This window comes from Spirosoma sp. SC4-14 (assembly GCF_037201965.1).
In the GTDB taxonomy this organism is placed as follows: Bacteria; Bacteroidota; Bacteroidia; order Cytophagales; family Spirosomataceae; genus Spirosoma.
The window spans coordinates 4,005,922-4,032,240 of sequence record NZ_CP147518.1 but is presented as its reverse complement, the minus strand read 5'-3'; the positions used below and the strand labels follow the sequence as shown (position 1 = coordinate 4,032,240).

Sequence of the window (26,319 nt, the reverse complement as noted above, 5' to 3'; positions counted from 1 at the left end):
AATACGACCTGATTTTGATCGATTGCTTAGCGATTGCTCTGGATTTTCATCGTTTCGATCAGGTAGTTGAAAATTCGCTCCGACGATAACTCGGTTGTAATGAGCCCAATGTAGTTGTCTGGGCGCAGCAGCACCAAAAAGGGTTTTTGGGTATCGAAAATGGCAACTACCGACGGATAGAGCGGAATGATGTTAATGTCAATTAATGTGGCATATCGGGAAAGAATAGCCTCCTGAAGCTCCTTAAATGGGTTCTGGCCATCAGAGAAGATAAGTAGGTGAAATAGGGGAGCCTTTAATTTTTCATAAAGACTGGTTCCTTCTATCCGAAAATATGGCATTCGGTCTCCCGCTTTTATAGCCAGCCGATTGGCGGTTTGATTGTCACTCAGTGAATTTTCCCGGTAATTGATGGCAATCATGGAAATCGTTGGGAAAATGAATTCGCGGGTTACGTCAAAACGGGTAGCCAGACCCGCCAGCTCGGGGAAAATAGAATCTCTGAAAAACCGGGTATACCAATTGTCGGCTGTAGCAATTTCAAAGAACTGGTCCGTAGTTTTCAGCAGATGTTGGGCGTTGGCCAGTCGTTCTTCGTTGTAGGTTTCAAGGAGAGCGGGCGCTGCCTGTCCAGTTACTACAAAGGCTAGTTTCCAGGCCAGATTATAGGCGTCCTGAATACCGGTATTCATACCCTGTCCGCCCGCAGGCGTGTGAATGTGTGCTGCGTCGCCCGCCAGAAAACAACGCCCTGCCGAAAAACGCTCCGCACGACGCGTATGTACTTTGTAGGTCGAAAACCAGCGTACGTTACTGATTTCCAGTGGGCGCTTCACCAGTGTTTTAACCTTTGTTTCAATTTCGTTATAGGGAATGTCTGTGTCTGGTTTTTCGTCGTATTCCGGAAGGTTTCCAATGAGCCGCCAGTGGCGATGACCTGCCATCGGAAACAGTAACACAAACGCGTGTTCGCCAAACGTAGCAAAAAAACTAGCCTGTTCATCTGCGTGGTGGCTTAGCCCGAAATCCATATCGACATCGGCCACATAGAATAAGCGCGGATCAGTTGAGCCTTCAAAGCCAAGACCGGCCAGGTGTCGGGTGAGACTACCAGCGCCATCGCATCCAACAACATAGCGGGCGCTAATGGTTATGGGTTCTCCATTTTTGCTCTCCAATTCGGCTAATACGCGGTCGGGCTCTTGCGTCAGTTGTTGAAGTTCGGTTTGCCAGCGAACCTCTTTTTCGTTTTGTTGCAGATAATCATATAATAGGTGTTCGGTTTTACATTGCTCGAAGACCAGTATGAATGGAAAAGGGCTGAGCTGGCCACCAATATCCGAAAAGTCGAGCTGAGCACTTACTTCCCCTTTATGTAGAAATGTGCCTTTTTGAACCGGAGCACCGTCGTAAACGGCTTTTTGGGCTAGGCCCAACTGATCGAAAATTTCCAGCGTACGGGCGTGAACCACCATCGCTTTCGACAATTCAGTGACGGACTCTTTGCCATCGACAAGTATAAAATCGATACCAAACCGAATCAGTTGGGCGGCAAGCGATAGACCGGTTGGCCCAGCGCCTATAATCAGTACATCAGTTTGAAGGAATGTTTTCATAAGGTTGAGTTTTAGATTGACCAATGGTCAGTTCTAGGCTGTTTTCCGATAGCGCCAGGATGCCAGGCCAATGAGCGCCAGGGCCATCAGCAGGAGGGCGATAAACTGCGGCTGCATATCGCGGAGTGTACTGCCTTTCAGCATAATGTTGCGCCCCGCTTCAATAATATAACGCAATGGATTGAAGATGTTCACATACTGTGCCCATTGAGGCATATTATCGGTAGAGGAAAATAGCCCACTCAGCAGAATAAACAGAACCAGGCAGAAAAATACGGCAAACATGGCCTGTTGCTGCGTTTCCGACATGGTTGAAATCAACAGCCCTAGCCCAACACTCAGCAGCAAAAACAAAAAAGCAAAGCCGTACATAAGTACTATGCTGCCTTCAATAGGAATCTTGAACAGGAGTTTTCCGACCAGCAACCCTGCCGTAAACTGAATCATTCCAATAATGACGAAAGGTGTAAGTTTGCCCAGAATAAATTCATGCTTTTTAATAGGAGTTACATTCAGTTGTTCCTGCGTGCCGATTTCTTTTTCGCGCACAATATTGAGGGCGGCAATCATTCCGCCCACCAGCAGCAGTAATTCAAACAGAATCCCCGGCACCATGAAGGTTTTGTATTCGAGACGGGGATTATACCAATACTGATTTTCAATGTCCAGTAAAGGCCGATCGTTAGCCTGAACGGCCATGGTTTCGGTTCGGATTTCGTCGTTGAAATCGCGGATAATGGTCTGCGCATAGCCCGACGCAATGCCCGCCTTAGAGCCATCTATGGCATTGACCAGTAGTTGCAGCGAAGCCGAATTGGTAGTGCCAAGGTCGCGTTCGAAATGGGGTGGAATAACAAGCACCAGATCGACCCGGCCAGCAAGCAGTTCGCTATAAGCCGATTTGAAAGCTGGCAGATAACCCTGAAAATGGCCAGATCGGTCAGGATATGAAGGGCATCCCGTAGCCCTCGTCGTGTTGCATTCAGTTCGGCCAGTCGTTGTTCTGAACGCAGTGCTTCCGCTTTCAGAACATCGAGGTTCATAGGCGATGCGGTGCCAAACCGTACACTCGCCGAGAGCTTATCAATCCGATTGCGCAGATCGGTCAGCATGGTCTGAGTCAGACGAAGGTTTTCGTCGGTGAGTAATGCATTCAGAAAAAAAGCATTAACCTGGTCGTTTAGCCGGTTTAATTCCACCTCAACCTGTTGCTGAGCAGTGGCCGTGCTGGCCCGTTGCACGTCGGATTGCAGGCGGGTCAGGCCGCCATCGTAGAGTGCATAGCTCACATCGGCGGTGAGTTTATACTGATCCTTACTGAGCGTTGGTATCGACAGATTCGGAAGCTCAATGGGTAGTTTAGTTACTTCCGATTGCCAGGTTGCCTGCCCGTTTACCGAGAGTTGCGGGAGCCTTCGGTTCGTGTACAGGCTCGCCACGGCCACATCGCCCGTTTGCTGCAAGAGGGCCTGCTGCCTGAGTAATGGATAGCTCGTTCGGGCTGCTTCATAGCATTGCCTGAGTGTTACTTCCGGCAATGCTATGCCAGCTGGCTGTGCAAACAGGGGAAATCCCCAAATGATCCATATTCCGGTTAGATAATGTTTTATTACTGACAAACGATTGTTTTAAACATCTGTTTGATTGGTGGGTAAAAAAATTAAACCTGACGTAAATAGGTCATGATCATTTCGGGAACAATCTGTTTACGCGATTCCATAAACTGCCGAAAGCCAGCATCATCGAGGGTGCCGACATACGAGAGAATAGGTTTGGCCATAACCGGAAAAACAATACTGCTCAGCATCGTAATGATTACCTGTAGTGGATGAATGGGCCTGATGTTGCCTTTTTCGGCTTCCTGAATCAGTTGCTTTCGGAACAGCGAATTTTCGATCAGTCCTTTGATATTCATTTCCCTGAAAAAAGCGGCACCATTTTTTCGTTGCTCAGAGAGTATGAAGTTCGGAATCAGTGGATTGTCCATAATAAAATCGGTATATCGGTCAACTGCTTTCCAGATTTTCACTTCCAGGGGTGTTTCTTCGTTGAGCAGAATGGCCATTCGGCCCAGAAATTCCCGGAAGGTTTCGAGGTAGATGCTTTTGAACAACTCATCTTTGCTCCGGAAATAATAATTGACCATTGCCAGGTTTACACCCGCTTCGTCGGCAATCTGACGAATTGTTGCCCCTTCAAACCCTTTTTCTAGGAAGACCCGCCGGGCTGCTTCCTTAATCTTCGTTTCAGCATCTAATGCTGCCTCTCCCGCACCTTCGTTCATGCAACAAAGGTAACAAAAAAGAAATTTATTAAACAAATGTTTAGTTTTCTTTTCTCTAATGGAAAGGTCCGTAGGGGGGCTGGCCAATTGCTGACGGCAGAAAAGCCTCTAGTCAGGATTTTTAAGGGTAAGTTCCTGCCCAGACAGCCTTTATATTACACACGAATCCTCCATTTTCTTACTCTGTTCCATGAAACGACTACTCCTGATTCTTTGCCTCTTCCGATTTGTAGATCTGGCAGCCCAGCCTTCCGAACGTTTTGTTAAAATCCTGGTAACCCCCGATCATGCCGATTGGCTCTATAAACCTGGCGAACCCGTAAAGTTCATGATATCGGTATATCGGAACAATGTGTTGCTCAAAGGGGCCAAACTGCATTATGAAATTGGGCCCGAGAAAATGGAACCCACAAAAAAAGAAACCACGACCCTGAAAGACGGAACGCTGGCGGTGGATGGTGGTACCATGAAAACGGCTGGTTTTCTGCGTTGCATTGCTACGGCCGACGTTGACGGGAAAGAGTATCGGGGCCTGACAACAGCGGGGTTTGCTCCGGACCAAATCAAGCCAACGGTCGAAAACCCGGCCGATTTTCAGGCTTTCTGGGACAAAGCCAAAGCCGATCTGGCCAAAATACCCATCGATGCCCGCATGACGCTGCTACCTGAGCGTTGTACCGAACTAACGAATGTGTACCAGTTGAATCTGCAAAACATCAATGGCTCGCGGTTTTACGGCATCTTGTGCATTCCTAAAAAAGAAGGGAAATATCCGGCTATTCTGCGTGTGCCGGGGGCCGGAGTTCGGCCATACAATGGTATGATTGCCGAGGCCGATAAAGGGTTCATTACCCTTGAGGTCGGTATCCATGGCATTCCCGTAACGATGGAACCTGTTGTATACGATAACCTGGCGCGGGGCGCGCTCAATGGCTATCCAATGGCAAATCTCGACGATCGGGATCGGTACTACTACAAACGGGTTTATCTGGGGTGCGTTCGGGCTGTCGATTTTCTGGTTGGTATGCCCCAGTTTGACGGGCAGAATCTGGGCGTAACGGGTGGAAGCCAGGGCGGAGCCCTATCGATCATTACGACTGGACTCGATTCGCGCATCAAATGGTTAGCGGCCTATTATCCGGCGTTGAGCGATGTGACGGGCTATTTGCACGGACGCGCGGGCGGCTGGCCACATATGTTTACTGGTGATAATCTGGCCTATAACAATAAGCCTGATCGAATCAAAACAACCGGTTACTACGATGTCGTTAATTTTGCCCGGCTTGTGAAGGTGCCAGGGCGCTATTCGTGGGGGTATAATGACGAAGTTTGTCCGCCTACGTCGATGTATGCAGCCTACAATGTTATTCCTGGCCCTAAAGAATTGGATACAGCTTATCTCGATACAGGCCACTGGACATATCCCGAGCAAACCGAAAAAATGATGAACTGGTTGATGACTCAGTTGAAAGGAGGAGGGAAATAAGTGTTATTTTGCTTTCTGGCAGAATTTTCGGGTTAGGCTTGAAAACCTAGTCCGAAAATTCTGCCAGAAAGCAACTAAAACAACCTGAATTTCGTACCTTTTTTATGCAGCTATTTGTCAATTCCGCTCTCGACGATTCCCTTAAATTATTACTTATCCAGCAGCTCCCGGTCGATATAACGGTGGTTTTTCGGCGTGATCTGCCAACCGATGAGCAGCAGCAGGCTTTTATGGCGGCTGATCTCGTTTTGGGAAATCCTCCAGCGGCCTGGTTTTCGGAACCAGTGCCAAAGCTGAAGTTCTGGCAGCTCGATTCGGCCGGGTTTGATGGCTACCGGAATGCACAGATCAATGCCCGCATCGCAAATATGGGCGATTATTTTGCCTGGCCCTGTGCCGAAACGATGATGGCCGGTATTCTGGCGTTCTATCGGCGAATTCCTGAACTGGTAACCTTGCAGAACCGGTCCGAATGGATTGGAGCCCCTATTCGTTCTCGAACCGGGTTGCTACGGAACAAAACGGTTGTCATTCTGGGGACTGGCACAATAGGGCAGGCCATGCGCCAGATGCTGACGGGTTTTCATTGCGCCATAACGATGCTGGCCCGTACCGACCCGAAAGCCGATCTGCATTCAGCAGAAGAGCTCAGGGCCGTGTTGCCACAAACCGATATTGTAATCAACTGTTTGCCCGGAACAGCACGCGGGTTTTATTCGGCTGAGCTGCTGGCTGCTATGAAGCCCGACAGTATCTATGCCAACGTTGGCCGGGGGAGCACCACCGATGAGCAGGCATTGATCGAGGCTTTGCAGGCTGGCCGGATAGGGGGCGCTGTACTCGACGTGACCGAAACCGAACCATTGCCCGCCGATAACCCGTTATGGACGCTGCCAAACGTCATATTGACCCAGCATACGGGTGGTGGACAGCCCAACGAAGATACCGGAAAAGTGACACTGTTTCTGGAAAACCTGATGCGTTTCCGAACGGGCGAAGCCCTGGCAAATGAGGTCGAATTAGGACGGGGCTATTAGAAAAAAGAAGTCGTGAGAATTAGCATTTTTTATCGCTTTTTGGCCCCTAAAGGCTGATTTTTAAACTTTTTTTTGTATATTTAAGGAGTCGAACCCTGGTTTGTTGGTTCGGCTGTTCCCACCTAATTATCCACGGAAATAGTACCTATACCAATTCATGATGAACGAAGAAAATCAGGAACCATTAGACGACGATCAAGCACCGCCAAAGGCCGACCACCTGGCCGACGAGGCCGAACCGACCGACGCTATGGGGCCGGATGGACAACCTACTGATACCAAAAGCGATGTCCTGCACGACCAGACGGTTGTTTCGGGGCTCTATGAAAATTATTTTCTCGATTATGCCTCGTATGTGATTCTGGAGCGGGCCGTTCCGGCCGTTGAAGATGGGTTAAAACCCGTTCAGCGACGAATTTTGCACGCGCTCAAAGAAATGGACGACGGCCGCTTCAACAAGGTAGCGAACGTTATTGGGCAAACGATGCAGTTTCACCCACATGGCGACGCATCAATTGGGGAAGCGCTGGTTAACATCGGTCAGAAAGAATTATTGTTCGATACGCAGGGAAGCTGGGGCGATGTTCGTACGGGCGATGGAGCCGCGGCACCCCGGTATATCGAAGTTCGGCTGTCTAAATTTGCCCTCGATGCCATCTATAATGATAAAACAACGGAATGGCAACTATCGTATGACGGGCGTAAACGGGAACCCGTAACGCTACCCGTCAAATTTCCGCTGTTGCTGGCTCAGGGCGTCGAAGGAATTGCCGTTGGGCTGTCGACCAAAATTCTGCCCCACAACTTTAATGAACTGATTGAAGCCTCGATTCAGATACTGAAAGATAAGCCTGTTTCGCTTTTTCCTGATTTTCAGACGGGTGGCCTAATCGACGTTAGTAACTACAACGATGGGTTGCGGGGTGGCAAAGTGCGGGTACGGGCTCATATCGAAGAAATTGATAAGAAAACGCTGGCCATTCGCGATGTTCCTTATGGCGTTACAACCTCGCAGCTGATCGATTCCATCGTAAAAGCAGCCGAACTGGGTAAAATCCGGATCAAAGCGCCCAGCCGAAATGTAGCTGCCGTGGTCGATAATACGGCCAAAGACGTCGAAATTCTGGTGCATCTTCAACCCGGAGTATCGCCCGATGTGACAATTGATGCGCTCTATGCCTTTACGGATTGCGAGGTTTCTATTTCGCCCAATGCCTGTGTGATCATTGGCGATAAACCGCATTTTGTTAGCGTTACCGATATCCTGCGGGTCAACACACATCAGACCGTTCACCTGCTGCAACGCGAACTGGAAATCCGACGGGGCGAACTGATGGAGCGACTACTCTATAGTTCGCTGGAGAAGATTTTCATCGAAAACCGGATTTACCGTAAAATCGAGGAGTGCGAAACCTTCGAGGCCGTTCTGATAACGATCGATAAGGCACTCAAGCCATTTAAAAAACAGTTCTATCGCGAAATAACGGAGGATGATATAATTCGGCTAACCGAAATCAAAATCAAGCGAATTTCGAAGTACGACGGTTTTAAGGCCGAAGAGCTGATGCGAAAGCTGGAACAGGACCTGGCCGAAACGGAAGACAATCTGGCAAACATTACCCGTTACGCCATTGCCTACTACAAAGAGCTGCAAAAGAAATACGGCAAAGGGCGTGAGCGCAAAACCGAAATTCGGGCGTTTAACACCATTGCGGCCAATGTAGTTGCCGCTGCCAACCAGAAACTGTATGTCGATCGCGAAGGTGGCTTTATTGGCTATGGACTGAAAAAAGACGAGTATGTCAGCGACTGTTCTGACATTGACGACATCATCGTGTTCCGGCGCGATGGCAAATGTCTGGTCACGAAAGTTCAGGATAAAATATTTGTCGGCAAAGATCTGTTGTACGTTTCTGTTTTCAAGAAAAACGACGAACGGAAAATTTACAATCTGATCTATCTGGATGGCAAGTCGGGAATTTCGATGGTGAAACGGTTTCCGGTCACGGGGGTTACCCGCGATCGCGAGTATGACCTGACCATGGGCAATCCTAAGTCGAAAATTACGTATTTCAGTGCAAACGATAATGGCGAAGCCGAAGTCGTAACAATTAACCTGACGGCTCAGTCTTCGGCAAAAATCAAGCAATTCGATTTCGACTTTGCTACTGTAAGCATCAAAAACCGGGGCGCTCAGGGTAATATTCTGACGAAATATCCGGTTCGTAAAATTACCCAGAAAACCGGTGGTGTATCCACACTGGGTGGGGTCGACATTTGGTACGACGATCACCTTGGTCGCCTGAACCGCGACGAACGGGGGCGGCTATTGGGTAATTTTGATGCAAAAGATAGCATTCTGGTTGTTTATAAAGACGGGCAGTATGAGCTGACGAACTTTGATTTAACCAACCGCTATGAGCCGAACGACGTGGTGGTGCTGGAGAAGTTCGATCCGGAAGTGGTTTTGTCGGCCATATATTACGAAGCCAATCAGAAAGCATGGTATGTGAAACGATTTAAGGTTGAGACCACATCGCTCGATAAAAAGTTTAGTTTCATCGGTGATGGGAAAGGATCGAAAAGCCTGGCCGTAACGGCCGACCGTTACCCACGTATCGAGATCATACACCAGGTAAAAGACCGGGGCCCTGTTGAAAAAATGGTGCTGGAGCCAGAAGGGTTTATTGAAGTTCGGGGTTGGAAAGCGCTGGGCAATAAGTTGCCGTTTGCAAAAGTCAAAGAAGTAAAACTTTTGCCGCCCAAAGTGGTTCCTGTGCCTACCGGAGGTGGCATTGGCAAGCCCGAAAAAGCAGCCATTGCCGCAACTGATACAACGGAATCTGAAGAAAAAGAATCTGTTCAGTTAGGCTTATTTTCATAGAAAAAAAACCTTACAGAACCTGCCAACGTATGTTCTGTAAGGTTTTTCTGACCCGATGGAAGAAAAACCATTTTTAGGCTTACGTACCGTAATCTATGCGGCACCCAGGCTCGAAGAAACCAAAGAGTGGTATGCAAAAGCGCTGGCCATTGCGCCTTATTTTGATGAGCCATTTTACGTGGGCTTCAATGTTGGCGGCTATGAACTGGGGCTGATTCCTGATGCGCCCATTGTAGAAGGTAGTACGATAACCTATTGGGGTGTTGCCAATATTGCTGAAGTAAAAGAAAGATTGCTTAATTTAGGTGCAACACTACATACAGATATTGACGATGTAGGCGACGGCATTAAAACCGCAGCCCTGAAAGATCCATTTGGTAATGTTGTTGGATTAATTGAAAATCCGCATTTTAAGCAATGAAATGAATACGACGTTAACCACCGATTATAGTGACGACATGCCCCATGAAGCAGTAAGCGTTCGGGTGGTCAAATGGACCATTAAAACGACAATTGCACTTTCGTTTGTGGGGGCTATGATTGTGCTCATTAGTAATTGGTGGGTCGTCTATAACACGCAGGACCAAATCTATTTCGACATCAACGAACTCCCAGCCAACGATGTTGGGTTAGTGCTCGGTACGAGTAAGTTTGTGCGCTCGGGCAAGGAAAACCTGTTTTTCCGGTACCGCATGGAAGCTACGGCCCGGCTCTGGAAAGAAGGGAAAGTGAAGTACCTGATTCTGAGTGGCAATAATGACTCTGAGTATTACAATGAACCCGTCGATATGCAGCGGGCTTTAGTAAAGCTGGGCGTTCCGGCTTCGGTTATGACCCTCGATTATGCTGGCTACCGTACATTCGATTCGGTCGTTCGCTGCAAAGACGTTTTCAATCAGGAAAAAATCACGATCATCTCTCAAAACTTCCATAATGCCCGTGCGCTCTACATTGGCAATCATGAAGGAATGGAAGCCATTGCATTTGCCGCACAGGATGTTCCCGACGGTTATTCTCTTCGTACACTCGTCCGTGAGTATCTGGCCCGCCCATACGCGCTGCTCGATGTATATGTACTTCGGCCCCAACCCGAAAAAGGCAATTGGGAGCGAAAACCCAGTCGCTAAGCTTGCCTACCGTTCAGCGTATAGAACTCGTCTTTTTAGCTGATCCAACTGAGGCATAACCTGCCGTTGGGCCCAGGTTTCGATGGCCTGTCTGCGATCCAGAATTGGCTTTTCAATCAGGCGGTAAGACAGATAAGCTACTCCAGCCACCACAATAAAATTCTGCGGAAATTTGGTTGCCCAACCATCGAGCTGGTAGGTCAGAAACAATTGCTGCCAGATGTAGATGGAATAAGACATCATACCCAGCCTAACCAGCCATCGGTTATTTAAGAACGTGGCTACAACTGAAGATACATGAACGCTCCACAGCAGCAGGATTAAAATGAGTGCGTTGTCGAGGCTCATGCCAATGGTCATTCCATACGAGCCTTTGTACATGATGGCGAGTTTGGGCGAGATAAAAAAGAGCATCACAACGCATAAGCCGACGAAAACCGGGTTTTTTAGCAGCCACTGAGTTAATCGATGCTGTAGAAGCTTTGTTTCGAGCAGTGCGCCCAGGCAGCCCATCAGAATGGCATCTCCTCCGGTATGAAGCATCATTCGAAGCTGCAAATGCATACCAGGATAAACAACATAGTATGCAGCCCGGAGCAGTGGCATACCTATAATCAGAACCAGACAAATTTTACTAACGGTGCTGCGACTGTAGCGGCTCATAATAAACGGCCAAAGCAGATAAAACTGCTCTTCCATCGATAACGACCAGCAATGACCAAAAAACCAGTAGCCCTTATCGGTTGGAATAATCGGGTAGTTGAAAAAGTCCTGATAGTTCCACAGATATAAACCGGCAAACAGGGGCGGGTAGTAACTACTGAGGATATCGGGAATGAAAAACCACTTCAAAATCAGGACGACCGCTATGTAGCAGTAAAAGACCGGGAATATGCGTAGAAACCGACGCAGATAAAACTTCCTGATATGGATATACCCTGTTCTATCCGCTTCCGCCAATAAAAGCCGGGTGATGAGGTAACCACTGATTACGAAGAAAATTTTTACGCCCAGTGCTCCGTTTGAAGCACCGACATAAATCGGGCTATTGCTAATAAAACCGGGCATGGTATAGCTGCCGTGCGCCAGCAATACCATCGAAATCGATAACGCCCGAAGCCCGTCTAAACTGATGATTCTAGACGTTTTCAAGGTATGTTGTCTTTAGAATGGTCGTGGATATTATAAGACTCCAAAGAAATAAAGAGTGTTCTTAATATGATAGTTTATTTATTAATCGTTATCTAAGTTTTCTATTCGGCTAGATTGGTCTTGGTTTTTGCCGAATCGGCGTCACTAAAGCAAAAAATGGCATTAGTATGCAAAGGGCTACGGATATTGAAGTCTAGAATATAACGAAGGGCCTGCGGCAACTGCCGCAGGCCCTTCGTTATATTCTAGAAAATGAATTCCCCTACAAGAATTATTTCGATAAATTCAGCAGGAAGCCGATGGTGAAGTTAGCGTCCCAGTCGAAAACGAACTGATCGCATCCGGTGGCATCTGCTACCGCTTTATAAATGTTTAAACCCGCTTTTGATTTGGCATTGTCGAGTTTGTAGGCCGATGGCGCATCGAGAACGGTATACCGTTCTTTTCCATTCCGAACAGCTTTGGCCAGTTCGAACGGAACCCCGCCAATGATGAAACAGGTTTTGCGGTGATCTTCCGGAATCTGCTTGGCTTTTGCTTTGACTTCAGACGTAACGGTTTCGTCGCTGGTTCCGTTCTGGTAATATTTAGCTCCATAGGTTTCCAGCGATTTGGTCGAACTACCATCTTTCCACGAAATCTTCGTATTTCCCGAACCAATGTCTACAACAAATGAATTGCTGTAATAATCGGCCGGTAATACCGAGCGTAAGCCCAGCGACCCTTCCTGTTCGGGCGTTACCGTATTGACAAAGTAATTCAGTGATTTCAGTGCTTTGATGATCTTCTGAGTACCTTCTGCCTTTACGGCACCCGAACTGACGACAAAGTGAATGTCGCGGCTACCGACTCCATAATCGAGCATTTTGCCAATATAACTTTTCAGCCCCGACCGGATGTCTTCGTCCGATGCCATGTTTTCAATTACCAGGCTATTGCCGAACTCTGCTTTTTCGAGCTTCCAGTTCTTCTGTTCATCGATTCGAACAATAAACGAATTGAAACCACTGGCTCCCAGCTCTACAACACCCTTCAACTTTCCGCCGTTTGGAGCAGGCGGAGTATAAGTGAACGACCGGCGAGACTCCGTGGTGGTTGCTTCATCAGAAGCGCCCGACGATGAACTGTTGTCGGAAGCTGATGTTTCCTGCGTTAAAGCAGACGATTCCTGGTCGTCTGTTTTGGGCATCGATGCCGATTCTTCAGACTGTTTGGGAGCTAGCTTGCGGAGGGCCTCATTACCACCAAAATAACGGAACCCAAAGTAAAGGCCAGCCAGAATCAGGGCTGTGATGAGTAGCCGACCGGCTACGGTTAGACGTTGCATGGAAGTAGGAATAATTGAATTGTTGAATGATAGAGTTATTGAATGATTGACTGGATGAGTGATTGACTTGTTGACGTATGGTCTGCTGTGGCAGTTAAATGATTTATGTAGCGAAGTTCAATCATTCAACAAGTCAATCATTCAAGCTTAATCAAGCAGGTTTTTGTATCCGGCGTCTTTTTGCGGAGCGGGCCCCAGGTTTATTGGTTGGGCAGGGGCATCTAACTGTACCATCTTAAATTCCCCTTTGTTATAGGCTTCCAGCAACGCCTGCCCTTTGTCGGACAAGAGGCCGTTTTGAATATCAACTCCATTAATAAAATCCATCGACAGGTCCATGGCCCGTTTCATTTCCCCAAGTTTCTGACTCATATCGTCCTGTATGTATTCCATCGACTGGTCGAAATAAAACTTCTTATCAGGATCGCCTTTGAAGATGCTGACAGCCGTTTTAAGGGCGTTGGAGCTTTCTTTTACGATCTTATATTCGGTTTCTTTCAGGCGAACTTTAATTTCAGTTTCCTTGATAATATAGTCGGCGCTCTGATTTACCTTCTCCATAAAAGCCAGTACCTGCTTTATGTTGCGCTGAAGGGGCAGCAGCTTTTCATTCATTTCCTGTAAGCCAGCTCCTTCAATGGTTGCCAGTTGAGCCGTTTCGCGCATACCGGGCTTATCGCTCATCGAATTGGCTTTATTGGCTTCGGCAAACTTTTGTTTGATGGACTCGTTGTTTTCGTTGATCCGTTTGTTGAGCTTAACAAGCTGCCCGGCCAGCGTATCGATTTGTCCCTGCATTTTCTGCCGTTTATCTTTCAGATCATCGATATAGATCTTCATGATGGCAATTGGATTCAACTGGATAACGGTACCCGTTATGCTTCGCATCATCGACTTGAACAGGAAGAAAACAGCCGTGCGTACATCTTTGCTAGTGAACAGGAAAATCAGAACGCCCAGCGCACCCAGCAGTAGCGACAATTCCAGAATATTCGATGTGGCCCGGATCAGAAATTCCAGGATGTCGTTCAGGTGGAACAGACCGAAACCCGCAATCGCAGCCAGTACGATCGTGCCAAATATACCTTCGGGGCGGCTCCAGAACGAGCGTTTGTCTTTATCCGTACCGCCACCAAGTTGTGAAAAATCAGGAGTAGCCATGTTATGTGTTCGGTTTATGGTTTTCGGTTTATGATTTACGGTTGCTTCGCCTGGTTGCACACATTTCATTGAGGCAGCGCAACCGTAAACCATAAACCGGGTATCTATTTCAGGTATTGGGAAATTTTGTTGATGTCGCCTTTGATTTGCTCCGAAAAGTGGGCAAATGTTACATCATAGCTCTGGCGATTCTGCGTAATTTTCGTGCTTTGTTCGGCAATGTCGCCCCCAATTGCACTCAGCCGATCGTTGTTGGTACTTATTTTCTGCTGAATCTCTACCAATTGTCTGGCCAGCGCTTCGTTTTCGGTCTGTAACCGTTTCTGCTCATTCTGCAAACCGCCAACCCGTTCGGCCAGTGCTGCTTCAACACTTTTTGTAAAGGCCTCCCGGTCTGTGTTCAACGCTGCAATATACTGATTTGCCGTTTTGGTCAGAGTCGAAATATCGGTTGAGCCACCAAGTGCTTTAAAACTCGCCCAGGCTGCCTGAAACTGCTTGTCCTCGGGCAGTCCCAGATTAGAAAGGCTACGCAGGGTTTCGCGAAACTCGAAATAATCGGGACCGGGCGGATTGTTCTGGGCAAGCACATTGGCCAGGTGCTCTGCGAATTTCGGGTCAATCTCGCCCGTTTGAACAGCAGGGGCCGGTTGCGGCTGCGGTTGACCAGGGGTTGGAGCACTGGCAACCGGACGAGGTTGGGTGGGTGCTGCGGTTGGCGGTGTGCCTGTTGCAACGTTGGGGCCTTCTTCCTTAATGAAGAAATTCAGGATTTTCTGACCAAGCGATTTGTCGGGTTCTGGCATAGTTGGTATGTCATGACGGGGACACCCCGAGGTGAAATACTGAACAATGTTACGAGGTTCGTCGCAATCCCGCAATATCAGATTAGGCCGAACGGTTCCGGGGCCTGACAAAATGTCCTGGGACAGGCCGAACGTAATGCCGGTTTTCAGTTGCTCCGCTCATTTAGCGCACCAACTGGCGAAGCACCGAAAACGGAAAACCGTAAACCAACTACCCTAGTTTTCTCCCAACCAGCCTTCCATCCGGTTGCGGAATTTAGTTACCTTGGGTTTGGAAACAAGCTGAATATAGAGGCTATACGGATGAAGTTTGTAATAGTTCTGATGATATCGTTCAGCGGGATAGAAAGCCGGGAACGGAACTACCTGCGTTACGATGGGCGCTTTATGCTTTGCCGATTCGCGTCTAATGGCGGCTTCAATGTCCGCTTTTTCGGCCGGGGTCCGGTAGAAGACCACAGACCGATAGTGCCTGCCGATGTCGGGCCCCTGTCGGTTGAGTTCGGTGGCGTCGTGTCCGGCAAAGAAGGCATCCAGCAATACGGCATAGGGAATAATTTTTGGATTATAATAAACCTGTACCGACTCAGCATGGCCAGTCTGATCGGTTCCAACCTGTTCGTAGGTCGGAAAGTCGAGGTCGCCACCGGCATAGCCCGAAACCACGGCCCGTACGCCTTTCAGCGACTTCATTTCGGCTTCAACGGCCCAGAAACATCCCCCGCCAAAGGTTGCCACAGCTTCGCCCGGCTGTAGCGATGGCATAGTAGCCAGCCGGGTATCAATAGGATTCGTTGCTTCAGACGATGCGGTGGTAGGCGACTGTTGACAACTGTTGAGGGGTTGAGTACCTAAAAACAGGCCCGAAATCAGGATCAGTTTCTGTGTCATTTGCAAAAACGGCGTTCAATAACACAACAACAGATTAATTTTATGGATTCCCTCTGGTTCTTGGCAACCTTAAATTCGGGCCTGGGCCGCCACGAAAATGCCGGAATGCATTCGCCATCCGTTTGGAAGCGTTACCTTTGTTGCCGACGATTTTCTCAGTTTGTATGACGCTCACAACCCTTGGCCTCGAATTGCCGACTGATCCGCGTTGGGTCAACATTGCCGAAATGAATATCGGCGACATTCTGATCGATCACGCCTATTGTGAACAGAAAGCTGCGTCTTCCTGTATTTCGCTCATTGTTCAATATTCGGACAAGGAAGAACTGGTAGAAGTGCTGACTCCGGTTGTTGCCGAAGAATGGGGGCATTTTCAACGGGTGTTGAAAGAGCTGCGAAAGCGGAATATCCCGCTTGGCCGCCAGCGGAAAGATGAGTATGTGAATCAGCTGCGTAGTCGGCTGCGTCGGTCCATTGGCGATCCGAAAGAACAGCTAATGGACAACCTATTGATGAATGCGCTTATAGAAGCACGTAGTTGCGAACGCTTTAAGCTGCTATCGGAACATATTGCCGACGAAAGTCTCCAGAAATTCTACCGCGAGTTGATGATTTCAGAAGCTGGACATTACCGCAACTTTATTGAACTGGCTGAAACCTACCTGCCCGCTGACCGCGTACGGGAACGATGGAAAGAATTTCTGGCCGTTGAAGCTGATATTATGGCGAATCTGGAAGTTCGGGGCGACCGAATGCACTGAACGTTGCCAAATCTTTTGCTTATATTAGGTTGTTGTTAAAAGAAACGGACAAAATGGAGATGCAACTTTTTCCCTGGATCAGGGACGATATAGCAGTCGAAATTATCGGTAAGATGATTGCTGAACAAACGGAGCAGCTGTATGATTTGCTCAGAGAATTTGATTGGGCAGGATTTGAGCGTGATGATCCAGAAGTATTGAGCCATCCAAAGTATCAGGAAATAATGAAAAATATAAGGCAGTTTAAATCTGAAATAGATGATATATATACGGGCATACGACTGGAAGCATTATATAAAAAAATAGAGACTGTATATGTACCTTATCTAAATTATAAAAGTGGTGATTTGATCGTTAAATGAAGTATGCGTCATTTAATTATTGGCTCTAGAAATGCTACTAGATTTATACACAGAAGAAGAACTCTTTATTGCTAAGGACCTAATCCTTACTCTAAATATTGGAGCCTATGATCAGTATCAATCTGAAACGCCTAGAGGGATTTTATTGGGAGGACAGCCTGCTTCAGGTAAAACAGCGTTGATGCGTAACATAAGGCAGGAATTTAATGAAGTTAAATTTATTGTTATCAATGGCGATGAATATCGTCAGTTTCATCCAAGAGCCAAAAAAATTAGTGAAACATTTGGGCAGGATGCTCCTAAATACACCCAGGCTTTTTCAAACGCATTAGTTGAACATCTGAAAGCTGAGTGCCTGCGGTCACGTTGTAATTTTATTATCGAAGGAACAATGCGTTCCTTCGATGTTATCCAAAAAACAGCACAACAAATAAAGCAGGCGGGTTTTTATTGCGAAGCTCACGTATTAGCTATTCATCGAAACGATAGCTGGCTGGGCATATTCCAGCGATTTGAAGGAGATAAACAAAGAACAGGAATCGGGCGTTTTTCTCCTGTCGAAGTTCATGATGAAGCTTACAGGCAGATTCCGGTTAATCTTAATCGAGCCCAAAAAGAAGGCCTTTTTGATCGGATTGCAATTTATACCCGGCTACTTACTGATGGTTTGACGCTTACCGTAAATTGGCTCGCTCATTATAAACCAGAAATTGATTTTATATCTGAATTTAATCGATTACGAGTCCCTTTGTTGCATAACGATTTTTATCGACAACAGTGGCTTGCTATCAAATTGTTAGCCGAAAAACGGGGCGAGACCAATGCGGGTTATCTCCGGTTAATTGACGAATTTATGGCGCTGTACAGCTAATCTTGAACACGAAGAAGCTAATAGTCTGTTCGCAATACGTTAATTTTGACTACTAATTACTGAATAGAACTATTGACTTTTCTTCAACAAACGGCTCAACGAATTTTCGACACGCATGGCCCTAGCCTCAGCGATGTCTGGGTGATTTTGCCAACCCGCCGGGCCGTCTCTGTTTTTCTGGATGAACTGGCCAAACAGTCCGACCGGCCATTTCTGGCTCCGCATACTCTGGCCGTCGACGATTTTATTACGCATGCCGCGGGCGTGCAATTAATTGATACGGTTAGTTTACTGTTTGAACTTTACGAAGTATTCCGGGAAATTGACCCGCAGGTTGAGTTTGAGCAATTTATTGGCTGGGCTTCGGTATTGCTGGCCGACTTCGACCGAATCGACCAGTATCTGGTTAGTCCACACGAGTTGTTTAGTTACCTGACCGCAGCCAAAGCCCTCGAACGCTGGCAGGTCGATGCTCCATCGTCGGCAAAACCCATTGTCGAAACGCCTGGCACCAAACGTTATTTTAAACTTTTCGAAAACCTCAACACGGCCTATCACGCACTACACACCCGCCTGGCCGAGCAGGGGCTGGCCTATCGGGGCATGGCCTATCGGTTACTGGCACAAAATGTTGAAACCTTAATTCGCGATAATCTGGCTTATGAACGCATCTACTTTGTTGGATTCAATGCGCTCAGCCGGGCCGAAGAACATATTATCCGGGTATTAGTGGATGCCCAAAAAGCCGAAATGATCTGGGATGTTGATCAATACTACATCCGGGATCGGGAGCAGGAGTCGGGCGAATTTTTGCGACGCTACCTGAACGATGGCTGGCTATTTTCGAAACAGAACCGTGAGGATTTGAATCAGTTATCCAATCATCTGCTCGGTAGCGAAAAAAATATTCGGGTCATCGGTGTGCCCAACGCCAGTATGCAGGCAAAAGTGGCAGGCAAGCTGTATGCGGATTGGGGGGCTGAGGGCCTGGGGCTTGGGGCTTGGGGCAGGGAGCGGGGTGTTTCACGCGGAGGGCTGGTTAAGGATGAAGGCGATTCTGATACCTCCGCACAGAATCCCCCACCATCCCCGCACGAAGTACCCCGCACGGAGTACCCCGCACGAAGTACCACCGCCATCGTACTGGCCGACGAAACGCTGTTGATGCCAGTGCTATACGCCCTCGACGAAAGCGTAACCGACCTGAACGTGACAATGGGGCTTTCATTACGAAGTTCATTGCTGTTTACACTGGTCGATACGTTATTTGAAATGCAACGGACCGTTCATGAATTTCGGGCGAAAGACGGGCGCCATCTGCGGATTCCAAAGTATCACCATCGGCATGTTGTGAAAGTATTGAATCACCCGTTTGTGAGGCAGTATGAACGGATCAAAGCACTGCAATGGCCCGGAGAAACACTGGAATCGGGCGAGGTTATGCCGCCAGAGCCGTTGTTTCAGTGGATAGCCAAAGTGATTGTCAAAGATCAGCGGGTATACCTGACCGAGTCAGAACTGAACGAACTGGGGCAGAACGATCCGCTGGTTCAGGTATTGTTTGCCCGTTGGCCGAATGAGGAGCCCCTGAAAGCTATTCAGACACTATACGATCTGATCGACCTCCTCCGGGATGTATATCGTGCCAGTCAGGATGCCGTTGAAATAGAATACCTGTATCTGTTTTTTACATTAGTCAAACAACTGGAGGCTACCCTGGAGCGACAGGCCGAAACGGCCATTGAAGCAACACCGGTTACGGTGAAGAGCTTTCGGCAGTTTCTCTACGAACTGATTCGACAAACCAGTATTCCGTTTACGAGCGAAGGTAAAAGTCAGCTTCAGATTATGGGTATGCTCGAAACGCGGGCACTGGATTTCGACCGGGTTATTATTCTGTCGGTCAATGAAGGCAGTCTGCCCCAGTCGCGCAAACTGAACTCATTGATACCGTTCGATATCGCATCGGAACTGCATTTGCCAACCTATCGGGAGCAGGAGGCCGTTATGGCATACCACTTCTATCGATTGCTACAGCGGGCGAGCGATATAACCCTGCTCTATACCACATCGACCGATGCGTATGGCAACAGTAAAGGCGAACCCAGCCGTTTTATCCGGCAAATAGAACATGAACTGGTTCCTCGCTCCAATGGGCTGATTCGGATTAGCTATCCGACGGTTCGGTTTGGCCGTTCGGGCATGAGCCAGGTAGCTGATCTGACCGATCTGCGCGTTCCTAAAACAGAAAGCATTCGCACCGAACTGATTCAGTTGCTGACAACAAAGGGTTTATATCCGTCATATCTGAACCAGTTTATCAGTTGCTCGATGCGCTTTTATTTCAGCCGGATTGTTAAAATAGCGGAAGAAGAAGAAATCGAGGAGAAAATGGGCGTGGCTGAGTTCGGAAGCTGGCTGCATAAGGTGATGGAGCGGCTCGATCTGGACTACCGGCTTAAAAATCTGCCGGTTGATGAGGACATTGTAAAGAAACTGCTGGAGGATGAGTTTACTGCGTCCATGAAAGGGCGCGTGATCGAATCGGGAATGAATCTGCTGCTATACGATCTGGCCCGTAAACTGATGCTCGATTTCCACCGTCAGCAAAATGCACTGGCTGGGCTGACGGTTATTGGTACGGAGCAAACGCTCGAAACCTATCTGCTGGTTCCGCTCGATAATGGGGAGTCGATACGGGTGCGTATTGCCGGTAAAATTGACCGAATCGAACGGTTAGATGATCGAATTCGCATTGTCGATTACAAAACCGGTCGGGTCGAACTGCCCGATAAAGCACCGAAAGATCTGGCCGAAAAACTGCTGAACGATGGTCGGGAAGATAAAATGCGGCAGCTGTGGCTCTATCGCTATCTGGCCCTGAAAAATATCAGCGAACATGGTGGGCTGCCGCGCGATCGCGCCAAACGGAACATTTATCCAACCGCTAATCTGCCCGTTGAAGCTGGGTTTTATTCGTTTCGGGATCTGAAAGGTGGGTTTAAGTCGAACCCCGTCACCTTTGGTGCCGACGATAGCCCTCAGCAATACATTCGGGATTCTGAAGAAATACTCCAGTTGTTAATTCGTCGACTGCTGGACACCAACGAGCCATTCCGCAAAACCGATCAGATCGAGATGTGTCAATACTGCGATTTTAAAGGCATTTGTGGGCGTTAGGTATTTCGAGGGCCGACGATTCGGGAGGGGTGGGGATAGAAAGGGTAGTTTATAACGTTATCAACCAGTACAGCTAGGTAATCAGGCTATTTTGCCAGTCGGTACCAGGTATAGCCGTAGCCCGGAAGCTGTAAGTGCTGTGATGCTGGTGACTGCACCATTAAGTTCGTTTTAGTCAGAAGATTTATGAGCTTGCTGCCAGCTTTGTAGCCAGTATTTAACTGACAATTTTGCGGTTGTGGGCTGAAGTTATGAATCATCAACAACGATCGGCCTTGCCAGTCGTAGCGAATGGCCAGCACATGCGGTGAGCCCGTATCGAGCAATTTCCAGTTGCCCCAGCCAATTTCAGGGCATTCTTTCCGAAGCTGGGCAAACCGACGGATAAGGTTCAGGAGCGATGTTGAATCGGTTTGTTGAGTGGCCACATTTACGGTTGTGTAGGCATAGGGCCCCTGACTGATAACCGGCCGAACCGGATTGGAATTGGTGGTGAAACCGCCGTTGCGAGCATTGGACCACTGCATGGGCGTTCGGATCGATAACCGCTCTTTTAACCGCAGATCGTCGCCCATGCCAATTTCTTCGCCGTAGCGGATCACGGGCATTCCCGGTAACGAAAACAACAGGCTGTAGGCCAGGTCGATTAACTGCCGGTTGCCAAGCATAGGAGCCAACCGTCGACGAATTCCCCGGTCGTATAGCTGCATGGTGGTGTCGGGGCCAAACCGGTCATATACTTTCTGGCGTTCATCGTCGCTCAGGCGCCCGAGATCAATTTCGTCGTGGTTGCGCAGAAAATGAGCCCATTGCGCCGTGGGTGGAATGGTGCGGGTATCCTGCAGGGCTTTCTGCAGGAGTTTGGTTTCGGAAGTAGCCAGGGCGTAGAATAAGTGCTGATTGACAAAGAAATTAAACATCGTCTGCATATTCTGCCCATCTTTCCCAAAATAAGGCTCCTGTTCCTTTGGATCAACATTAGCTTCTCCCAGCAAAATGGCATCACGCTTATGCCACTGAATATACTGGTGGAGTTGATTGATAATGTCGAACTGATGGGCAGGTTTTTCGGGGTCGAAATCGGGATTGGCAATTTCGATCAGAAAAGGAACTGCATCGACACGAAACCCGTCGATACCCTTGTTGAGCCAATGTCGGATAATTTTGCGCATTTCCTGCAAAACGGCTGGGTTTTGCATATTCAGGTCGGGCTGAAATTTATAGAACCGATGATAGAAATACTGGCCTGCCACCGAGTCGTAGCTCCAGACTTCTTTCTGCACACCCGGAAAAACCATGCCTTTATCCCATTTTTTGGGTCGTTCGTTCGACCAGACGTACCAGGATCGATAAGGGGAGTTTTTGTGTTGCCGGGCCTGCCGAAACCATGGATGCTGATTAGAGGTATGGTTGGTAACCAGATCCATCATAACCCGAATGTTGTGCTGTTTGGCCTGTTCTATAAACTTGGCAAAGTCCCGGTCGGTGCCTAACCGGGGATCGATACCGTAAAAATCCGATATATCATACCCATCATCCTGGTTGGGCGTTGGCTGAAAAGGAGCCAGCCAGATGGTGGAAACACCAAGTTGCTTGAGGTAGCCGAGCTGCTGAGTAAGGCCATTAAAATCCCCAATGCCATCGTTGTCTGAATCGTTGAATACTTCAACATCAACACTGTAAAGCAGACTGTTTTTATACCATAGCTCTTCGATGAATTCGGTTGGGAGAGGAGCTGAGGGTGTTTTTTCTGACTTTTCGTCTGGGGTGTTGTTCTGGCAGGCAAGAAGGAAACAAACGAATAGAACCAGGCAAAGCTTTTTCATGAACGGAGGTTGAACGTACAGTATTGATCAACTCATTAGTCCCCTGCTCTGTTGGCAGGATTGTGTTTAATTGACTATCTGGTATATATTTTATATGTACTAAATGAAAGGTATAATAAAAGCAAGATTTTACAGCCCGGATCAATCAAATCGACTCAACGAAAAGTTAGATGCTCATGAAAAAGGAAGACATACAATTCGATGATTGGCAGCGCCTGTTAATCGGTAATGCTCCGGCTGAATTTCTGATTGAAGTTTTTATTCGGACTGTGCTGATTTATCTGGCCCTATTGATTGTGATGCGTTTTTTGGGAAAGCGGATGAACGGGCAGCTTACTAATCTGGAACTGGCTGTAATGCTGACGATGGGCGCTATTATTTCGCCTGCCATGCAACTTCCCGACCGGGGGTTACTGTCGGGGGGGCTGGCGCTTCTGTGTGCTTTAACCTTCCTGCGGGGTACTAATCTGCTGGGTTTTAAAAGTCATAAGGCCGAAGAATTGATTCAGGGAACAGCTACCGTGTTGGTGAAAGATGGTATTATTCAGTTAGATAAAATGGCCGAAAATCGATTGTCGCACCAGCAGGTTTATGCCGCTTTGCGGAGTGGTAATGTATATAACCTTGGGATGGTAAAACGACTTTATCTGGAAGCGTACGGAATGTTTAGCATTTATCCCTTCGACAGGCCCAGGCCAGGCTTATCGGTCTTGCCACCATCGGACCAGGAAATGTATACGATGAAGCAGCAGGCAGTGGAATCCATAATTGTTTGCTGCAATTGTGGATTCACCACTGAGGCTCAAGCCGCGGTTGAACCATGCTCCGTTTGTCATGCCCATATGTGGGTAAAAGCAACCATCGACGTCGAAAATGAATAAGGAAGACATTCATTTGACCGATTGGCTGCGGATACTGATTGGCGAAGTTCCCGGTAGTTTTTACGTTGAAATTCTGATTCGGGCCGCTGCCGTTTACCTCATCCTGGTGGTATCGATGCGGTTGATGGGTCGGCGGATGGCTTCGAAACTGAGCCGGAATGAGATGTCGGCTATGATTTCGCTGGCGGCTGCCATTGGTGTACCTATACTGGACCCCAGTCGTGGTTTGTTGCCTGCCTGTATTATTGCGGTGGTCGTTGTGTTTACGCAGCGGCTGGTGTCGTACTGGGCCGCCAAAAATTCGCGATTCGAAGGGATTTCGCAGGATATAAGCACAACTCTGGTCGAAAATTCTGTTATGCTACTGTTCAATATGAAGCAGTCGCGAATCACACGGGAGCTACTGTTTGCGCAATTACGGTCGCATGGTATTTTGCATCTGGGGCAAGTGAAACGACTGTATATGGAGGCAAATGGTGCCTTTACGCTGATCAAAGACTCGATGCCTAAACCCGGTCTGTTGATTCTTCCTGACTGGGATACCGAATTCATTCAGCAACAAAATAAAGTAGATGACCAACTGGTCTGTTATTACTGCGGAAACCCACTGGCAAATACCACCTTTGAGGAAGAAAACTGTAGTAACTGTGGCCACCACGAATGGGGACCTGGCTATAAGGACTACAAGCCTACTACAACATGAAAGCTGATAAATTTTATTATCCACAGAGGCACAACGCTGTCAATAAAACGTGGGTGTCTCTGTGGATAATAAAGCAGTTGACGCTACTGTATCAATAAAATGAATGCGTTCTAGCCAATGATTAACCGGCCGGAATAGACCGCAACACTGTCGGGATAGATTGTAACCGAAGCACCGGGTGCTAGCTGGTCGGGGAGGGGTTGCTTCGCGTTTGTATCTGACTCCAGCCAGGCCGGGTCTTTCGAATCGAGTAATTTATCCCACGATTGGGTCCATTTGGGAAACGTATAGGTAAGATCATGGTCCGAAAAATTAAACAAGCAGAAAACATGCTCCAGCCCATCGGGCGTTTGCCGGTGTAGCACAAAGCCATCGTCGTCGATAATCGTAAACCGAACATCATTTTTGTTGAAAGTTCGAAGGGCTGCTGTCGTTTGGCGCAACAGAATCAGCGCCTGATGCCATCTTAGCATAATATGATGTTTACCCTGGGTGCGCTGATTCCACTTGATCTTCGATTTCGTAAATGTTGTATCCTCAAAAGGATCAGGAATATTGGCATGATCAATAAAATCACCAAATTCTTTTTTACGTCCTTCTCTGACAGCTTCGACCAGCTCTTTATCGGAATGGCTGACAAAATAGAAAAAGGGCGACTCATCGGCATATTCTTCACCCATAAACAACATCGGTATGTATGGGGCTAGTAGCATGGCCGCTGCGGCTACTTTCTGGCGCTCGAAACCAACCAGCAACGACAACCGTTCCCGGCCCGACTGGTTTCCTACCTGATCATGATTGAGGTTGAAAACAACGAACCGGTCGCCCGAAATGCCTGCCGATGAGGCTCCGAACCTGCGTTTTCGGAAAGCCACATAGTCGCCACTCGATACAAACCCATCGGTATAAGCCCGGGCCAACTGCTCGATTCGATTGAAATCGGCGTATTTGTCTTTTCCGGCCTTGTTAACCAGCACATGAAGCGCATGATGAAAATCGTCGAGCCATTGAGCACGAAAACCATAGCCACCCAACTCCGGCGGTTTCACAACGCGTGGGCTGTTGAGGTCCGATTCGGCAACCAGATATAACGACCGGCCGAGTTGCTCTTCCAGGTACGTAACCTTACTGTAGATTAACTCCCAAATGGAAACCGCTCCCATGTCGATCACTTCATGGATTGCGTCGAACCGCAATCCATCAATATGGTACTGTTCAAACCAGAACAATGTGTTGTTGGCGATAAACTCGCGAACTCCATCGGCCCAGTCGCGGTCAAAATTCAGGGCGTTTCCCCAGGGAGTATGGTACTTTTCGGTGAAATAAGGCCCGAACTGACTGTAATAATTTCCTTCGGGGCCCATATGGTTATAAACCACGTCCAGAAAAACTGCAATGCCGTGGGTATGACAGGCGTCGACCAGTTTTTTTAAGCCCGCTGGCCCGCCATATGACTCCTGAACGGAGTAGAGATAAACACCATCGTAGCCCCAGTTACGCTGCCCCGGAAACTGGCAGATGGGGAGTAATTGCAGGGCATTGATGCCAAGCTGTGCCAACTCGCTCAGTCGGGGAATGATGGCTTCAAATGTGCCTTCCGACGTAAATGTCCCTACATGAAGCTGATAGAAGATCAGATCGCGGAAGGGAAGCCCGCGCCAGTGTTGATCGTGCCACATATAAGCCGTATGATCGACAACCTCCGAAGGGCCATGCACGCCTTCGGGTTGCAAATCAGACGCCGGATCTGGGTAATCCTGGCCATTTTCGAGGGTGTAATAGTAGCGGGTGCCTGGATATACATTATCGACCTCTATCCGAAAGTATCCCAATTCAACGGCTTTCATGGCCAGTTTTCGTTCGTTGGGATGAACAATATGCAGGGTAATGTTTTTTTTCTCGGGAGCCCAGACCGTAAAAATGCAATGACCCGTACCCATGTAAGTTGCTCCAGTTGTTTTCAT

At 48.1% G+C, this 26,319-nt stretch carries 22 protein-coding genes; 11 read left to right on the top strand and 11 right to left on the bottom strand.

Going from position 1 to position 26,319, the window contains the following annotated elements; translation table 11 throughout:
• Positions 1-26 precede the first annotated feature (26 nt).
• The 4 genes from WBJ53_RS16535 to WBJ53_RS16520 are packed head-to-tail and all read right to left on the bottom strand — an operon-like array spanning position 27 to position 3,900.
• On the bottom strand, positions 27-1,616 hold the full coding sequence (locus WBJ53_RS16535; protein ID WP_338868062.1) for an FAD-dependent monooxygenase: 1,590 nt from the start codon (positions 1,614-1,616) through the stop codon (positions 27-29).
• A 33-nt stretch (positions 1,617-1,649) separates the two neighbouring features.
• A complete protein-coding gene (locus tag WBJ53_RS16530; protein ID WP_338868060.1) occupies positions 1,650-2,477 on the bottom strand; it encodes an ABC transporter permease in 828 nt (275 codons plus the stop codon).
• Positions 2,396-3,235: a TolC family protein gene (locus tag WBJ53_RS16525; RefSeq protein ID WP_338868058.1), complete on the bottom strand. Its 840-nt coding sequence runs from the start codon at positions 3,233-3,235 to the stop codon at positions 2,396-2,398. Before WBJ53_RS16525 ends, WBJ53_RS16530 begins: the two co-directional genes overlap by 82 nt.
• Before the next feature lie 41 nt (positions 3,236-3,276).
• Positions 3,277-3,900, bottom strand: a complete 624-nt coding sequence (locus WBJ53_RS16520) for a TetR/AcrR family transcriptional regulator (RefSeq protein WP_338868056.1) — start codon at positions 3,898-3,900, stop codon at positions 3,277-3,279.
• Positions 3,901-4,090: 190 nt separating this feature from the next.
• Here WBJ53_RS16520 and WBJ53_RS16515 point away from each other — a divergent pair, with 190 nt between their 5' ends.
• The 5 genes from WBJ53_RS16515 (at position 4,091) to WBJ53_RS16495 (ending at position 10,434) form a co-directional block, all read left to right on the top strand.
• Positions 4,091-5,386 carry an acetylxylan esterase gene (locus tag WBJ53_RS16515; protein WP_338868053.1) on the top strand — a complete coding sequence of 432 codons (1,296 nt, stop codon included), beginning with the start codon at positions 4,091-4,093 and terminating at the stop codon, positions 5,384-5,386.
• Positions 5,387-5,490: 104 nt separating this feature from the next.
• Positions 5,491-6,423 (top strand): D-2-hydroxyacid dehydrogenase, encoded by a 933-nt coding sequence (locus tag WBJ53_RS16510; protein WP_338868051.1) that lies wholly within the window; start codon positions 5,491-5,493, stop codon positions 6,421-6,423.
• Between the two features lie 157 nt (positions 6,424-6,580).
• On the top strand, positions 6,581-9,307 hold the full coding sequence (locus tag WBJ53_RS16505; RefSeq protein ID WP_338868049.1) for a DNA gyrase/topoisomerase IV subunit A: 2,727 nt from the start codon (positions 6,581-6,583) through the stop codon (positions 9,305-9,307).
• Positions 9,308-9,362: 55 nt separating this feature from the next.
• Entirely contained in the window at positions 9,363-9,728 is a 366-nt protein-coding gene (locus WBJ53_RS16500) for a VOC family protein (protein WP_338868047.1), read from the top strand.
• A 1-nt stretch (position 9,729) separates the two neighbouring features.
• On the top strand, positions 9,730-10,434 hold the full coding sequence (locus WBJ53_RS16495; RefSeq protein WP_338868046.1) for an ElyC/SanA/YdcF family protein: 705 nt from the start codon (positions 9,730-9,732) through the stop codon (positions 10,432-10,434).
• A gap of 6 nt (positions 10,435-10,440) precedes the next feature.
• On the opposite strand, the gene WBJ53_RS16490 is transcribed toward WBJ53_RS16495, so the two are convergent.
• The 5 genes from WBJ53_RS16490 to msrA all read right to left on the bottom strand — a co-directional run bounded on the left by WBJ53_RS16490 (position 10,441) and on the right by msrA (position 15,771).
• Positions 10,441-11,586: an acyltransferase gene (locus WBJ53_RS16490; RefSeq protein ID WP_338868044.1), complete on the bottom strand. Its 1,146-nt coding sequence runs from the start codon at positions 11,584-11,586 to the stop codon at positions 10,441-10,443.
• A gap of 271 nt (positions 11,587-11,857) precedes the next feature.
• Positions 11,858-12,913: a hypothetical protein gene (locus WBJ53_RS16485; protein WP_338868043.1), complete on the bottom strand. Its 1,056-nt coding sequence runs from the start codon at positions 12,911-12,913 to the stop codon at positions 11,858-11,860.
• A gap of 147 nt (positions 12,914-13,060) precedes the next feature.
• The gene (locus tag WBJ53_RS16480; RefSeq protein WP_338877196.1) at positions 13,061-14,074 is read right to left on the bottom strand and encodes a hypothetical protein; all 1,014 of its coding nucleotides are present in this window, start codon (positions 14,072-14,074) and stop codon (positions 13,061-13,063) included.
• A 104-nt stretch (positions 14,075-14,178) separates the two neighbouring features.
• Positions 14,179-14,880, bottom strand: coding sequence for a hypothetical protein (locus tag WBJ53_RS16475; RefSeq protein WP_338868041.1), 702 nt, complete (start codon positions 14,878-14,880; stop codon positions 14,179-14,181).
• 216 nt (positions 14,881-15,096) lie between these two features.
• A complete protein-coding gene (gene msrA / locus WBJ53_RS16470; RefSeq protein ID WP_338868040.1) occupies positions 15,097-15,771 on the bottom strand; it encodes a peptide-methionine (S)-S-oxide reductase MsrA in 675 nt (224 codons plus the stop codon).
• A 164-nt stretch (positions 15,772-15,935) separates the two neighbouring features.
• Between msrA and WBJ53_RS16465 the strand changes: the two genes are divergently transcribed.
• From WBJ53_RS16465 to WBJ53_RS16450, 4 genes are all read left to right on the top strand, one after another.
• Positions 15,936-16,532 carry a tRNA-(ms[2]io[6]A)-hydroxylase gene (locus tag WBJ53_RS16465; protein ID WP_338868038.1) on the top strand — a complete coding sequence of 199 codons (597 nt, stop codon included), beginning with the start codon at positions 15,936-15,938 and terminating at the stop codon, positions 16,530-16,532.
• A gap of 53 nt (positions 16,533-16,585) precedes the next feature.
• Positions 16,586-16,894 (top strand): hypothetical protein, encoded by a 309-nt coding sequence (locus WBJ53_RS16460; RefSeq protein WP_338868037.1) that lies wholly within the window; start codon positions 16,586-16,588, stop codon positions 16,892-16,894.
• Positions 16,895-16,925: 31 nt separating this feature from the next.
• A complete protein-coding gene (locus WBJ53_RS16455; protein WP_338868035.1) occupies positions 16,926-17,765 on the top strand; it encodes a zeta toxin family protein in 840 nt (279 codons plus the stop codon).
• A gap of 72 nt (positions 17,766-17,837) precedes the next feature.
• On the top strand, positions 17,838-20,945 hold the full coding sequence (locus WBJ53_RS16450; RefSeq protein ID WP_338868034.1) for a PD-(D/E)XK nuclease family protein: 3,108 nt from the start codon (positions 17,838-17,840) through the stop codon (positions 20,943-20,945).
• Between the two features lie 86 nt (positions 20,946-21,031).
• On the opposite strand, the gene WBJ53_RS16445 is transcribed toward WBJ53_RS16450, so the two are convergent.
• Complete coding sequence (locus tag WBJ53_RS16445; protein WP_338868032.1) at positions 21,032-22,771, bottom strand: alpha-amylase family protein; 1,740 nt, start codon at positions 22,769-22,771, stop codon at positions 21,032-21,034.
• A 176-nt stretch (positions 22,772-22,947) separates the two neighbouring features.
• Here WBJ53_RS16445 and WBJ53_RS16440 point away from each other — a divergent pair, with 176 nt between their 5' ends.
• Entirely contained in the window at positions 22,948-23,652 is a 705-nt protein-coding gene (locus WBJ53_RS16440) for a YetF domain-containing protein (RefSeq protein ID WP_338868031.1), read from the top strand.
• The gene (locus WBJ53_RS16435; protein ID WP_338868029.1) at positions 23,645-24,355 is read left to right on the top strand and encodes a YetF domain-containing protein; all 711 of its coding nucleotides are present in this window, start codon (positions 23,645-23,647) and stop codon (positions 24,353-24,355) included. Before WBJ53_RS16440 ends, WBJ53_RS16435 begins: the two co-directional genes overlap by 8 nt.
• Positions 24,356-24,465: 110 nt before the next feature.
• On the opposite strand, the gene treZ is transcribed toward WBJ53_RS16435, so the two are convergent.
• Positions 24,466-26,319, bottom strand: a complete 1,854-nt coding sequence (treZ, locus tag WBJ53_RS16430; RefSeq protein WP_338868028.1) for a malto-oligosyltrehalose trehalohydrolase — start codon at positions 26,317-26,319, stop codon at positions 24,466-24,468.